Consider the following 14,598-nt stretch of genomic DNA (forward strand, 5'->3'; position numbering starts at 1 on the left):
TCAGTATCTCCAGAAAAGGTCGCTCTAAGCGGAATGCTCGAAGACGACGGTCGCCAGCGGCGGAATCGTGAGCGATAGCGACGCCGGTCGACCTTGCCAAGGGGTCGGATCAGCCATCACCTCGCCCCCGTTTCCGACGTTCGAACCGCCATAGGCGGCGGCGTCGGTGTTGAGCCTTTCGACCCAGCGACCCTGGCGGGGAACGCCGAGCCGGTAGCCCTCGCGGACGACCGGGGTGAAGTTGCAGACGACGAGGACCGGCGGGTCACCGTCGTTGCCATAGCGGAGATAGGCGTAGACGCTGTTGGCGGCGTCGGTCGCCTCCACCCACTCGAAGCCGGCGGGATCGGCGTCCTTGACGTGCAGGGCGGGGATCTCGCGATAGATCCGGTTGAGGTCGCGGACCAGCGACTGGACCTCGCGATGCGGCGCCTGGTCGAGGAGATGCCAGTCGAGCGACCGGTCGTGGTTCCACTCGCGCTCCTGGGCAAACTCGCCCCCCATGAACAAGAGCTTCTTGCCCGGGTGGGTCCACATGAAGCCGAAATAGGCGCGCAGGTTGGCGAATTTCTGCCACGGGTCGCCCGGCATCTTGCCGATCAGCGAGCCCTTGCCATGAACCACCTCGTCGTGGCTCAGCGGCAGGACGAAATTCTCGCTATAGGCATAGTGGATGCCGAAGGTCATCTGGTGGTGATGATGCTTCCGGTGGACCGGCTCGTGGCTCATGTATTCGAGCGTGTCGTGCATCCAGCCCATGTTCCACTTGTAGCCGAAGCCGAGCCCGCCGCCGTCGACCGGGCGCGAGACCTGCGGCCATGACGTCGATTCCTCGGCGATGGTGGTGGTGCCGGGATGCTCGCCGAAGGTGGCGGTGTTGAGCTCGCGAATGAAGCCGATCGCCTCGAGATTTTCGCGGCCGCCGTGGACATTCGGAATCCATTCGCCGGCATTGCGCGAATAGTCGAGGTAGAGCATCGAGGCGACGGCATCGACCCGCAGCGCATCGATGTGGAAACGCTCGAGCCAGAACAGCGCGTTGGCGATCAGGAAATTGCGGACCTCGTTGCGTCCGAAATTGTAGATCAGCGTGTTCCAGTCCTTGTGGAAGCCGAGCCGCGGATCCTCATGCTCGTAGAGCGCGGTGCCATCGAAGCGCATCAGGCCGTGGGCATCGCTCGGGAAATGCGCCGGCACCCAGTCGATGATGACGCCGAGGCCCGCCTCGTGGCAGCGATCGACGAATTCGGCGAAGTCCTCCGGCGTGCCGAAGCGGCTGGTCGGCGCGAACAGGCCGACCGGCTGGTAGCCCCAGGAGCCGTCGAAAGGAAACTCCGACACCGGCATCAGTTCGAGATGGGTAAAGCCTATGTCGGTAGCATAGGCGACGAGCTGGTCGGCGAGATCGGCATAGCTGAGGTAGGCGTTGCCGTCCTTGCGCCGCCACGAGCCGAGATGAACCTCGTAGACCGACATCGGCGCGGCTAGACCCTGGCGCTCCTGACGCTCGGCCAGCCAGGCATCGTCGCGCCACTGATGGGTGTCGGCGGGGACGATGCGCGAGGCGGTGGCCGGCGGGTGCTCCTGGGCAAAGGCGATCGGATCGGCCTTCAGCGGCTGGAGGCGACCGTCGGGGCCGAGGATCTCGTACTTGTAGGTGGCGCCCGGCTCGACACCGGGAATGAACAGCTCCCAGACGCCGATATCGAGGCGCTTGCGCATCGGATGGCGGCGGCCGTCCCACTGGTTGAACTCGCCGACGACGCTGACGCGGCTGGCATTGGGCGCCCAGACGGCGAAGGCGACGCCGTCGACATCTTCCATCCTGCGGGGATGGGCGCCGAGGCGATCGTAGACGCGGCGATGGCGGCCCTCGGCGATCAGGTGGACATCGAGATCGCCGAGAATCGGCGGGAAGCGGTAGGGGTCCTCGGTGCGCCAACTGGCGGCCGCGTTGGCGCATTCGACCAGATAGGGGAACGGGCTGCGGCGGCGCGGCACCGGCCCGGCGAAGAAGCCGGCGGGGTGGAGCTTTTCGAGGGTAGCCACCTCGCGGCCGGTCTTCTTGTCGATGACCTTGGCCTCGTCGGCGCCGGGCGAAAAGACCCGCACCGAAACCGGGCTGTCGGGATGGGCGTGCATGCCGAGGATGGCGAAGGGATCGCCATGGCGCGCATCGACCACCGCTTCGATCGCGGCGTCGTTCGGTCTCCAGACCGGGGCTTTGGTGATCTTACGCGCCATCAGAATCGGCTTCCCGCGTGAGAATCCCGAGAAGGCCCCGGATCGGGATCGGGATCCATGTCGGCCGCGAGGCGGCCTCGTAACGGATCTCGTAAGCGGCCTTCTGGATCAGGAACAGGTCGAGCATGGCATCGCGCGCCGCCTGGTCGGTGGGCAGGAAGCCGACCGAATCGGCGACCTCCCAATAGGCGGCGAGGAAGTCGGCGCTTGCCTGGTCGCGCCAGGCATTGGCGCGGCGGCGGATGCCCTCGTCGTGACGGCCGGTCCGGGTCCGGACGTGGTCGATGGCCGAGGAAGCGGCATAGTCGAAGGACCGCAGCATGCCGGCGACATCGCGCAGCGGCGACGTCTTCTGCCGCCGTTCGGCGACGCCGCGCCGGGGCTCGCCCTCGAAGTCGATGATCATCACATCGTCCTCGACGACCAGCACCTGGCCGAGATGGTAGTCGCCATGGATGCGGGTCTTGAGCCCGTCAAACGGCAGGCCGAGCAGCGCGTCGCGAACCTCCGCGATGCGGCTGACGATGGTCTTGCGCGCCCGCAGCAGGGACGCCGCTTCGTCGCGATCGGCTTCGTCAAGGGTCCTCGCCGCCCTGGACACGGCCTGGATCGCCCGCGTCGCCTCGGTGGTCGCGGCCTTGGCCCAGCGGTTGATATCGGCCGGCTTGATCGGCTCGGCGCGGAAGGCGCGATGATCGGTCGGGGCGCAGAAGGCCGCGTGAAGCTCGGCCGTACGGCGGCCCAGGGTCTTGGCGAGATCGAGGGGGTGATGGAAGGGAAGCTCCGGCGCCATCGACGTCGAGGCTTCGCCCTCCTCCCGCGGCATCAGGGCGAATTCCTCGAGGTCGCGATGCAGCGCGCTCATCGTGACGCCCCAGGCGTCGCCCTGGTTGCGGACGAAGGCGAAGACCGAGGCAAGGGTGATCGGCTCGCCGTCGGTGGGCGCGAATTCGGCCGAGCCGAGGAAGGCCGGCGTGTTGGCATAGCCGGCGACCTCGGTCAGGAAGCGGCCGATCTCGATCTCCGGCTGCTCGCCGTCGCGCAGGCGCCGGTAGACCTTGAGGATCGCCTCGTCGCCGACGATGAAGGAGACGTTGCTCTGTTCGACGCCCGCCGTGCGCCATTCGCCATCGCCGGCAAGCTTGCGAAGGTCGTCGGTGGCGATGAAGCGCAGTTCGCCGGCGTCGATCGCCACCTCACCGCCGCCACGGATCGCGGTCAGCAGGTCGCGGTGGAAGCGCTCGTCGAAGGCGCCATCGATCAGCGCGCCGAGATTGGGGCCGGAGCGGACCTTGGCCAGCGTGTAGGAGAGCTTCGGCGCGCCGAAATGAAGGTTCGCCTCGCCCCACAATACGCTGAGCGGCATGAAGTAGGTCTGTTGCTCATCGCTGCTGGAATCCGGCTGGAGGAGCACGAGTTCGTTCTGGTCGCCAGGGATGCTGCCGAGGGGCGTGACCCTGACCCGCTTGACCGTCGCGCCCTTGTCGGTGAACCAGCGCTGGCGCGACAGGAAGTCCGGCAGCGCGTCGCGTTCGAGCTGGCCGAGTTCGCGACCCTCGACCGCCTTCTTAAGGCTGCCGCCCGGGGCGGTGAGCGTGATGAATTCGGGCAGCGGATCGGGCGCCTGGACGTGCCAGCGCGGCGCGTCGGCCTCGTCGGCGAGCAGGAACCAGAAGAAGCCATAGGCCGGCAGAGTCAGCATGTAGTTGAGGTCGCCGGCCGGCGGGAAGGCGGCGCCGCCGGTCAGTTCGACCGGCACGGCACCCTTGTAGGCAGCGAGATCGAGCTCGACCGCCTGGGCCTGACGCGACAGGTTGGCGACGCAGAGAATCCGCTCGCCATCGAACTCGCGGACGTAGGCGAGGATCTTGCGGTTGCTCGGATAAAGGATCGTCAGCGTGCCGCGGCCGAAGGCGCGATGCTGCTTGCGGACGGCGATCAGCCGCCGCATCCAGTTGAGCAGCGAGGCGGCCTCGTTCTGCTGCGCCTCGACGTTGACCGCCTCGAAACCGTAGACCGGGTCCATGATCGGCGGCAGGTAGAGCTGCTGCGGGTTGGCGCGGGAGAAGCCGCCGTTGCGGTCGCCCGACCATTGCATCGGCGTGCGCACGCCGTCGCGGTCGCCGAGGAAGTAGTTGTCGCCCATGCCGAGCTCGTCGCCGTAATAGATGACCGGCGTTCCGGGCATCGAAAGGAGCAGCGCGTTCATCAGCTCGATCTTGCGCCGGTCGTTGTCGAGGAGCGGCGCGAGTCGGCGGCGGATGCCGAGATTGATGCGGGCGCGGGAATCGCGGGCATAGGTGCGCCACAGGTAGTCGCGCTCCTCGGCCGTCACCATCTCCAGCGTCAGCTCGTCGTGATTGCGCAGGAAGATCGCCCATTGGCAGGACTCCGGAATCTCCGGGGTCTGGCGGATGATGTCGGTGATCGGATGGCGGTCTTCCTGGGCCAGCGCCATGTACATGCGCGGCATCAGCGGGAAGTGGAAGCCCATGTGGCACTCGTCGCCCTCGCCGAAATAGGGGCGGGTATCCTCCGGCCACTGGTTGGCCTCGGCCAGCAGCATGCGGTCGGTATAATGGGCGTCCATTTCCGCCCGGATCTCCTTCAGGACGTCATGGGTCTCCGGCAGGTTCTCGTTGTTGGTGCCGTCGCGCTCGACGAGATAGGGGATGGCGTCGAGGCGCAGGCCGTCGACGCCCATGTCGAGCCAGTAATGCATCAGCCGCTTGACCTCGGCCAGGACCTTCGGATTGTCGAAGTTCAGGTCGGGCTGGTGGGAATAGAAGCGATGCCAGAAGAAGGCCTGGGCCTCGGGGTCCCAGGTCCAGTTCGACTTCTCGGTATCGATGAAGATGATCCGGGTGCCCTGGTAGAGCTCGTCCGTGTCGCTCCAGACATAGAAGTCCCGCGCCGCCGAGCCGGGCTTGGACTTCCGCGCCTTCTGGAACCAGGGGTGCTGGTCGGAAGTGTGGTTGATGACCAGCTCGGTGACCACCCGGATACCCCGGCGATGCGCCTCGGCGACGAAGCGGCGGAAATCCTTCATCGTGCCGTAGTTGGGGTTGATCGAGCGGTAGTCGGCGATGTCGTAGCCGTCGTCGCGCAAGGGCGACGGGTAGAAGGGAAGGATCCAGATGACGTCGACGCCGAGGCTCTCGACATAATCGAGGCGCTGCATCAGGCCGCCGAAATCGCCGATGCCATCGCCGTTGGAATCGAAGAAGGCCTTGATGTGCAGCTGGTAGATGACGGCGTCCTTGTACCAGTCCGGCTCGGTCCGATCGATCTTGCCGTCGATGCGCTTGTGAGCCGCCGCCTCGCGCCTGGTCATGATGCCGTCGGTCATGTGGCGGCTCCCGCGAAGGGCAGCAGGCGCCAGATCAGGTAGGGGAATTGCTGCGGGTCAAGCCACATGTGCTGGTCTTTTCCATGCCAGACGAAACGCTCGCCGGTTACGAGATTCTCGCCGTCGATCGACGCTTCGTTGGGCAGGCCGAATTCCCAAAGCGGGACCTCGAAACTGGCGCCCTGGCCGTTATGGGGATCGAGGTTGACGGCGAAGAGCAGGTAGTCGTCCCGCGCCGGCGTCGATCTGGCGAAATAAAGGATGTTGTCGTTCCAGGCGTTATGGAAGGTGAGGTTGGTGAAGTCCTGCATCGCCGGATGGTTCCGGCGCAGCCTGTTCATCAACGCGATATCGGCCCGAATGTTTCCCGGACGGTCCCAGTCCCACGCCTTGATCTCGTATTTCTCGGAATCGAGATATTCCTCCTTGCCAGGGACCGGCCGTCCCTCGCAAAGCTCGAAGCCGCTGTAGACGCCGTAATTGCCGCCGAGGCCGGCAGCCAGGACCTGGCGGACACGGAAGCCGGGGCGACCGCTGGTCTGGAGGTAATAGGGGTTGATGTCGGGCGTGTTGACGAAGAAATTCGGCCGCATGTAGTCGCGGCATTCGGTGGTCGTCAGCTCGGTCAGATATTCCGTCAGCTCGGCCTTGGTGTTGCGCCAGGTGAAGTAGGAATAGGACTGGGTGAAGCCGACCTTGGCGAGGCGCTTCATCACCTTCGGACGGGTGAAGGCTTCGGCCAGGAAGATGATGTCGGGATGCTTGTCCTGGACGTCGCGGATCATCCATTCCCAGAACGGAAACGGCTTGGTGTGCGGGTTGTCGACCCGGAAGATCCTGACGCCGCGCTCCGCCCAGAACAGGACGATATCGCGCAGCGCGTACCAGACGCCCGGAAAGGCGTCGCGGTAGAAGTGGACGTTGACGATGTCCTGATACTTCTTGGGCGGGTTCTCGGCGTATTTGATCGTGCCGTCCGGACGCCAGTCGAACCAGTCCGCATGTTCCCTGATCCACGGGTGGTCGGGGGAGCACTGGATGGCGAAGTCGAGGGCGACCTCCAGCCCGTGGTCGCGGGCGGCGTCAATCAGCCGGGCGAAATCGTCGAAGCTTCCAAGCTCGGGATGGATGGCGTCGTGGCCGCCCTCCTCCGAGCCGATGGCATAGGGGCTGCCGGGGTCGTCCGCGGTCGGCGTCAGGGTGTTGTTGCGGCCCTTGCGAAAGGCGGTGCCGATCGGGTGGATCGGCGGGAAATAGAGAACATCGAAGCCGAGTTCGCGGACATAGGGCAGCTTGGCGATGACATCGTCGAAGGTGCCATGGCGCTCGGCATCGTCGGACATCGAGCGCGGGAAGATCTCGTACCAGGCGCTGAAGGCAGCGGCCTTGCGGTCGACGGTCAACGGCAACTCGCGGACGTGGCGCGAGAGATTGGTGCGGATGCCGGCGCTGCGCATCAGGTCGGCGGTCTCCGCCGACAACAGAAGTTCGAGGCGATCGGCTTCCGCATCGCTGGCATTGACCTCGGCGACCAGCGCCTTCAGCCGCTTGCGATCGGCGGGCGTGGCGCGATCGCTCTCCCTGGCTGCGGTGGCGACCAGGTCGCGCCCCTCGGTCAGTTCGAGGCCGATCTCGACGCCGGCGGCGTGTTTCTTGGTGATCTCGTCGCGCCAGTTGGCGAAGAGGTCGCGCCAGGCGATGACCGTGTAGACGTAGCGGGCATTGTCCTCGACGACGGTGACGCCGCGCCAGCGGTCATTACCGAGCGCCGCCATCGGCACCTCGCGCCAGTCTGCCTCGTCTGCACGGCGGATCAGAAAAGCGGCGTCGATCGTGTCATGGCCGTCGCAGAAGATGTCGGCCTCGACGGTGAAGGGCCAGCCGGCAACTGCCTTGGCGGGGAAGCGGCCGGCCTCGATTTCCGGCGAAACGCCTTCAATAACAACACGATTGGGGTCGACATCCGGTGCGGCCATAACCGGCTTTGCACGTCGCGGGCGCTTGACGGCGGAGGCGGTATCGCCTGCCTTTTTTCCACTGCGTCTTGCCGTGGGAGATATGCCCATACGCCCCATGCTCGCTGAATCCGGAGGTGTGTTCAAGGTTGATGAGATCAGGTCAACGCCTGGCGCACGGCGATGTTCCCGAAAAATGGCGGAACCGTGTTCAATCCGTATCGCTCGCCCAGCCTGACGTCAGGGCAGATAGTGGGTCCGCTCGAGGAAGAGCTTCAGGCGCTCGGGGAAGGTCAGCGTCGCCCGGCTGAGCTTCGGGCAATCGTCGATCGCCTTGTCGACGAGGCAGACCTCCTCGCCCCGGTCGGCGGCGAAATTCCAGTTGTCGCTCAACTGCTTCCAGGCGTCGTCGCCCTCGCCGGCGCGGATCTTGGCGGCGACCCAGCCGGCGAGGAAGCCCGGCGATTTCCATTGCTCGTCCGGCTCGATCCCCTCCTCGAGCTGTTCGAGCCATTCGCGGTGGTTGGCGAGATAGCGCTGGTCGGCCGACGCGTCGTAGGCCTTGCCGCCGCGCACGGTGACGATCAGCAGCGGCGCAGCGCTGCAGGCATAGCAATCGAATTCGTAGAGAAAGCGATTGTCATAGGTAACGATCTCGGCCACCCCGTCACCATTGGCGTCGCGAAGGTAGCCGCCGTCTCCGTCGAATTCGCCGATCGGCACGGCGACCCAGCGACCGTCGGCCTCCGCCGCGACGATGGTCTGGGTGCAGCAATGGGCGCCGCCGGAATAGCTGGTGAAGAGGATCTCCGGGCCGTCGTTTTCCGGGTCTATCTCGGCGATGCTCGCCTCGGTCGCCGGGAAGTCGAAGCCGGCGGCGACGCCGACGATCTCCAGCACGGGGGCGCCGTCGACCGTCACGGTCAGGACCGGGCTGTCGAAATCCGGATCAATGCGCGGCCGGCGCTCCATGACGATGGTAGCCGTCAGCGAACCGACCGTGACCGAGGCGGTGTCCGACCCATCGGCGAATTCCGTCGTCGGATATTCGGGATCGACTGGCTGGGCGCAGGCGGCCGAAGCGGCGACGGCCGCCAGGAAGAGACCGGGCACGCACCTGACAAGCGTCGTAATGACGGGCAATTCCTACCTCCCTCGGCAAATCGCACTCTAGGCCGGCGCGGCTCCTCCGGGAAACCCCGGAATGGCAAGGCGGCGGCGGTCTGCTAGTCTTGCCGGCAATCGATTGGAGGAACCATGACCGACACCTATTCGCTCAAGACCATCCGCCTGAACCTCGCCCGCACCAAGGAGTTTCCCGAGGGCAGCGACCGGCATGGCTATCGCTTCACCGCGCCGCTCGACGCCGAGGGCCATCTCAATGCCGAAGGCTGGAAGAAGCACCGGGACGTCTGCCGCGTGGTGCGGTTCTGGGCCGGCGAAGAGGACGATATCGGTCATCTTGTGCACCGACCCGGTGGCTCGTGGGGCTTCACCTATGACATCGACGGCGACGAGGGCGACGAATCCGGCTTCAAGCTGTCGAGCCACACGTTCGTGCCGGGCGAATACCTGTCGATCCGCGACGACGACGGTGAATTGCACACCTTCATCGTGGTGACAGTGCAGGACATCTGACCCGCGAGCGGGCTGTCTGTCGGTCGACCTGCCTATTTTCCGGGCAGAATCGACCGACATCGCGATGACGCCGGTTTTGCGCACCGGCACGAGACTTGCGACCGCCTCTCCAGCGGCGCCCTTCGGGACGCCAGTGCAAACGGAGAGATCATCGCATGTCCATCCTTCATTCCACCCGATCCTCGCACCGCCTGATGCTGCTGGCCGCCGCGGCGATCGGCTTCGCCGCGCCGGCGCTTGCCCAGACGCCGATCAAGTTTTCGCTCGACTGGAAGATCGAGGGGCCCGCCGCGCCGTTCCTGATCGCCAAGGAGAAGGGCTACTTCCAGGACGAGGGCCTGGACGTCACCATCGACACCGGCTCCGGCTCGGTCGAGCCGATCAACCGCGTCGCCTCTGGCGCCTATGACATGGGCTTCGGCGACATCAACTCGGTAATCAAGTTCAACGACCAGAATCCGGACACGGCGCTGAAGTCGGTCTACATGGTCTACAACAAGCCGGCCTTCGCCATCGTCGGCCGCAAGAGCCTCGGCGTCAGCGAACCGAAGGATCTCGAAGGCAAGAAGCTCGGCGCGCCGGCGCCCGACGGCGCCTATGCGCAATGGCCGATCTTCGTCGCGGCAAACGACATCGACGCCGACAAGGTGACGATCGAGAATGTCGGCTTCCCGGTCCGCGAGCCGATGCTGGCCTCGGAGCAGGTCGACGCGATCACCGGCTTCTCCTTCTCATCCTTCATTAACCTCAAGGCCAACGGCGTCCCGGTCGACGACATCGCGGTCATGCTGATGGCCGACTATGGCGTCGACCTCTACGGCAACACGATCATCGTCTCGCCGTCCTTCGCCGAAGAGAATCCCGAGGCGGTGAAAGGCTTCCTCAAGGCACTGAACAAGGCGATCAAGGAGACGATCGCCGATCCGGAAGCTGCGATCGAATACGTCACGGCCGCCAACGCGATCGTCGACAAGGCGACCGAACTGGAGCGGCTGCAGATGGCGCTCGACCAGAATGTCATGACCGACGAGGTCAAGGCCAACGGTCTCGGCGCGGTGGACATGGAGCGGCTCGGCGCGGCGATCGACCAGATCGGCCTGACCTTCGAATATGCCGCCAAGCCGACCGCCGAGGCGACCTTCGACCCGAGCTTCCTGCCGGCGGACGACGAGCGGATGGTGGAATAGCCTTGGCTCCCCAGGGAGAAGACGCGGACGCCTGCCGGGTTCCGCTTCCGCAATTACAACGACGTCTTGCAGGTTTGTATGTCCACGTGGACACGCCCGGAACCCTTCCCCTCTCCCGACGGGAGAGGGCGTTTCTCTTTGCGAGCAGAGTGGCGAGCTTAGAGAAACGGGGTGAGGGGCGTGTCCTTTGAGCTTCGGGTTCGCCCCTCACCCTGCCGGCCTAGACGTCTCGGCCGCTATGCGACCTGCGACGTCAAGGCCGCCAGCCCTCTCCCAATGGGAGAGGGGGCGCCACTCGACGACCGGAAGCCCTCCATGCGCGGCTTCGTGACCTTGGAGGGTGTCCGCCACGCCTATGGCGGGGCGGGAACGCAGTTGGCCGTCGACAACCTGACGCTGGCGATCGAGAAGGGCGAATTCGCCGCGGTGGTCGGGCCGTCGGGGTGCGGCAAGTCGACCCTGATGAAGCTCGCGACCGGGCTGCAATTTCCGCAGAACGGCGTGGTGACGGTCGCCGGGGAGGTCGTCGAGAAGCCGGTGAAAATCGCCGGCATGGCCTTCCAGGCGCCGACGCTGCTGCCGTGGCGGACGACGCTCGACAACGTGCTGCTGCCGCTCGAAATCGTCGAGCCGCACCGCAAACGCATTCGCCGCGACCGGGCCGCCTATCGCGAGCGCGCGGAGGCGCTGCTGGCGCAGGTCGGGCTCGACGGGGCCGGCGACAAGTTTCCCTGGGAGCTGTCCGGCGGCATGCAGATGCGCGCCTCGCTCTGCCGGGCGCTGGTCCACGAGCCGCAACTGCTGATGCTCGACGAACCCTTCGGGGCGCTCGACGCCTTCACCCGCGAGGAGCTGTGGTGCGTGATCCGCGACATCCATGCGGCCAGCGGCGTCACCATCATCCTCGTCACCCACGACCTGCGCGAGGCGGTGTTTCTCGCCGACCGGATCTTCGTCATGTCGGCCCGGCCGGGACATATCCTTGTCGAGAAGCAAATCGACTTTCCGCGTCCCCGCGACCTCGAACTGACCTATGCGGCGCCGTTCCAGGACATGGTGCATGAACTGCGCGGCCACATCGTCGAGGCGCGCAAGTAATGCCGACATCCCTCGCCATCCGCGCCGCGCCCTGGGTCTTCGTCATCGGCATGCTGGTCGTCTGGCAGGCAGCGGTCGCGATCTTCGCCATCCCGCCCTTCGTGCTGCCGCCGCCGACGGCGGTGGCCGGGGCGATCGTCCAGTACTGGAACGCCATCTGGTACGAGTCGCTGTTCACGCTGGGGACGACGATGGCCGGGTTCCTGCTCGCCGTCGGCTTCGGCCTGGCGCTCGGGCTGTTCATCGGCTGGTCGCGGACGATCTATGCCGGGCTCTACCCGCTGATGATCGGCTTCAACGCCGTGCCCAAGGTGGCGGTGGTGCCGATCCTCGTCTTGTGGTTCGGCATCGGCGCGGTTCCGGCGATCATCACCGCCTTCCTGATCTCCTTCTTCCCGATCGTCGTCAATGTCGCGACCGGGCTCGCGACCATCGAGCCGGAACTCGAGGACGTGCTCAAGGCGCTCGGCGCCTCGAAGCTCGACATCATGCGCAAGGTCGGGATTCCGCGCGCCCTGCCGTATTTCTTCGGCTCGCTGAAAATCGCGATCACGCTCGCCTTCGTCGGTTCGGTGATCTCGGAATCGATCGCCTCCAACCACGGGATCGGCAACCTGATGCTGCAGGCACAGTCGCAGTTCAAGGTGCCGCTGATCTTCGCCGGGCTGGTGGTGCTGGCCGTCGAAGGGATCGCGATGTACGCGGTCATGGCCTGGCTGGAGAAGCGGATGACCGGCTGGGCGCACCGCTCGACGGGCTTCGCCTCAAGCTGACACGATCGTATGATCGGGGTCCCGGGATTCGACCAAGCGAGCCGGCATGGCGAAAGGTGAAATCGACAGCGACGGATGGCCGGCAGCACTCCGGCCGGCGATCGCGTCCTATTGGGCGGAGGATGCCGGGCTGTCGCCCGCCGAGGTCGCGGCGGCGGTTCTGGACCGGGCGACCGCCGCCTGCCATGTCGGCGACACCTGGACGGGATGCGGGCTGACGATCACGATCGACTCCGTGGACAACCGGCACGGCAACGCTGCGCTCGTCGCCTTCTCCATCGCGCGCGACGGCGAGCGGCGCACCGGCGCGCTGTCGCTGGTCGCCATGACCGATGGATGGGTCCGGGCCGAGGTGCTGATCGACGGTGCGCGATGGCTCACGGCGCGCGCCGAGCTGGTCTATGAGGAAATCGAGTTCTGGCCGGCCGGCGCCGAGGATCACACCGCGGACGGCGAGGCACCGGGGCGGATCGGCAAGCACGGGACATGGGCGCAGCTCGATCGCGATCGGTGGCCGCAGCTTGCCGGCACAGGCGAGCGCTGGCTGGCGGTCGAGCTCGTCGGTGCCTGAGGGAAGAATGCACGAACCGACGCGGGCGCGGATGCGTTTTGTACGACAACATCGGGCCTGCTAGGCTGATTCCGATGCGCCACCACCCTCTCCCAACCTGACCGGAACCCCGATGACCGCCACCCGCACCGGCGGCCAGATCCTGGCCGATGCCCTGCTCCTGAACGACGTCAGCCGCGCCTTCTGCGTGCCCGGCGAAAGCTACCTGGCGCTGCTCGACGCGCTCTATGATTCGCCGATCAAGGTGACGACCTTTCGCCAGGAAGGCGGGGCGGCGATGGCGGCCGACGCCTGGGGCAAGATGACCGGCCGGCCCGGCATCGTCATGGCGACGCGCGGCCCCGGCGCCACCAACGCCTCGGCGGGCCTGCATGTCGCGCGGCAGGATTCGACGCCGATGATCCTGCTGCTCGGCCAGGTCGCCCGCCACATGCGCGAGCGCGAGGCCTTCCAGGAGATCAACATCAAGGCCTTCTTCGGCGAGGTCGCCAAATGGGTGGCCGAGATCGACCGGGCCGAGCGGATCCCGGAGTTCATCAGCCGCGCCTTCCACGAGGCGACATCCGGCCGGCCGGGGCCGGTGGTGCTCGGCCTGCCGGAGGACATGCTGCGCGATACCGTGGCCGTCGCCGACACCCGGCCCTGGGTCCAGGTCGAGACCTATCCCGGCCTAACGCAGATGGCGCAGCTCCAGAAGATGCTGTGGGCGGCGAAGCGGCCGCTGGTCATTCTCGGCGGCACCCGCTGGAGCGACAACGCGGTCGCCGGCATGCGGCGCTTCGCCGAGCGCTTCGACCTGCCGATCGCCTGCTCCTTCCGCCGGCAGGCGCTGTTCGACAACGACCACCGGAACTATGCCGGCGACTTCGGGCTCGGCTTCAACCCGGCGCTGGCGAAGCAACTGAAAGACGCCGACCTGCTGCTGCTGGTCGGCGGGCGGATGAGCGAGATGCCGTCCGGCGGCTACGGGCATATCGCGATTCCGGAGCCCGACCAGAGACTGGTTCACGTCCATCCGGGGGCGGAGGAACTCGGCCGGGTCTACCATCCGACGCTGGCGATCCACGCCAGTCCCGCCGCCTTCGTCGCAGCGCTCGAAGGTCTTGAGCCGCCGCCGTCCGGCATCGCCTGGGCGGCGCAGACGCGGGCCGCTCGCGAGGCGTTCGAAGGCTGGACGGCACCGGTGACGAATGCCGGGCCGGTGCAGCTCAGCGAGATCATCGCCTGGCTGCGAGAGCGGCTGCCGGACGACGCGACGATTACCAACGGCGCCGGCAACTATTCCGGCTGGCTGCATCGCTTCTTCCGTTATCGCCGGTTCGGCACCCAACTGGCGCCGACCTCCGGCTCGATGGGCTACGGCATGCCGGCGGCGATCGCGGCGAAGCTCGCCCATCCGGAGCGTATCGCAGTCGCCTTCGCCGGCGACGGCTGCTTCCAGATGACCAGCCAGGAATTCGCCACCGCCGTGCAGGAGAAGGCGGCGATCGTCGTGGTGGTGGTCAATAACGGCATCCACGGGACGATCCGGATGCACCAGGAGCGCGACTACCCCAACCGCCACATCGCGACCGACCTCGTCGACCCGGACTTCGCGGCACTCGCCCGCGCCTATGGCGGGCATGGGGAGACGGTTGCGCGCACCGAGGACTTCGCACCGGCCTTCGAGGCCGCTCTCGCGTCTGGCAAACCGTCGATCATCGACCTCAAGTTCGACCCCGAGGCGATCACGCCGAGCCGCACCATGTCGGAGATCCGCGGCAGCGGGAAACGCTGACCGATC

The 14,598-nt window shown here is 66.3% G+C and carries 10 protein-coding genes; 6 read left to right on the plus strand and 4 right to left on the minus strand.

What is annotated here, in order from left to right:
• Positions 1-24 precede the first annotated feature (24 nt).
• The 4 genes from glgB to BLT60_RS13490 form a co-directional block, all read right to left on the minus strand.
• Entirely contained in the window at positions 25-2,244 is a 2,220-nt protein-coding gene (gene glgB / locus BLT60_RS13475; RefSeq protein WP_090876980.1) for a 1,4-alpha-glucan branching protein GlgB, read from the minus strand.
• Positions 2,234-5,593: a maltose alpha-D-glucosyltransferase gene (treS, locus tag BLT60_RS13480; RefSeq protein WP_244521257.1), complete on the minus strand. Its 3,360-nt coding sequence runs from the start codon at positions 5,591-5,593 to the stop codon at positions 2,234-2,236. The genes glgB and treS overlap by 11 nt, the downstream gene beginning before the upstream one ends.
• Entirely contained in the window at positions 5,590-7,569 is a 1,980-nt protein-coding gene (locus BLT60_RS13485; protein WP_090876981.1) for an alpha-1,4-glucan--maltose-1-phosphate maltosyltransferase, read from the minus strand. The genes treS and BLT60_RS13485 overlap by 4 nt, the downstream gene beginning before the upstream one ends.
• Before the next feature lie 219 nt (positions 7,570-7,788).
• Complete coding sequence (locus BLT60_RS13490; RefSeq protein WP_139167833.1) at positions 7,789-8,691, minus strand: hypothetical protein; 903 nt, start codon at positions 8,689-8,691, stop codon at positions 7,789-7,791.
• A gap of 114 nt (positions 8,692-8,805) precedes the next feature.
• Between BLT60_RS13490 and BLT60_RS13495 the strand changes: the two genes are divergently transcribed.
• From BLT60_RS13495 to BLT60_RS13520, 6 genes are all read left to right on the plus strand, one after another.
• Positions 8,806-9,186, plus strand: a complete 381-nt coding sequence (locus BLT60_RS13495; RefSeq protein ID WP_090876983.1) for a hypothetical protein — start codon at positions 8,806-8,808, stop codon at positions 9,184-9,186.
• A 155-nt stretch (positions 9,187-9,341) separates the two neighbouring features.
• Positions 9,342-10,373, plus strand: coding sequence for an ABC transporter substrate-binding protein (locus tag BLT60_RS13500; RefSeq protein WP_244521258.1), 1,032 nt, complete (start codon positions 9,342-9,344; stop codon positions 10,371-10,373).
• Between the two features lie 315 nt (positions 10,374-10,688).
• A complete protein-coding gene (locus tag BLT60_RS13505) occupies positions 10,689-11,471 on the plus strand; it encodes an ABC transporter ATP-binding protein (protein WP_090876984.1) in 783 nt (260 codons plus the stop codon).
• Complete coding sequence (locus BLT60_RS13510) at positions 11,471-12,244, plus strand: ABC transporter permease (RefSeq protein WP_090876985.1); 774 nt, start codon at positions 11,471-11,473, stop codon at positions 12,242-12,244. Before BLT60_RS13505 ends, BLT60_RS13510 begins: the two co-directional genes overlap by 1 nt.
• Positions 12,245-12,290: 46 nt before the next feature.
• Positions 12,291-12,815 (plus strand): hypothetical protein, encoded by a 525-nt coding sequence (locus tag BLT60_RS13515; protein WP_090876986.1) that lies wholly within the window; start codon positions 12,291-12,293, stop codon positions 12,813-12,815.
• 112 nt (positions 12,816-12,927) lie between these two features.
• Positions 12,928-14,592, plus strand: a complete 1,665-nt coding sequence (locus tag BLT60_RS13520) for a thiamine pyrophosphate-binding protein (protein WP_090876987.1) — start codon at positions 12,928-12,930, stop codon at positions 14,590-14,592.
• Positions 14,593-14,598 lie beyond the last annotated feature (6 nt).

The organism is Bauldia litoralis (assembly GCF_900104485.1).
Classification (GTDB): Bacteria; Pseudomonadota; Alphaproteobacteria; order Rhizobiales; family Kaistiaceae; genus Bauldia; species Bauldia litoralis.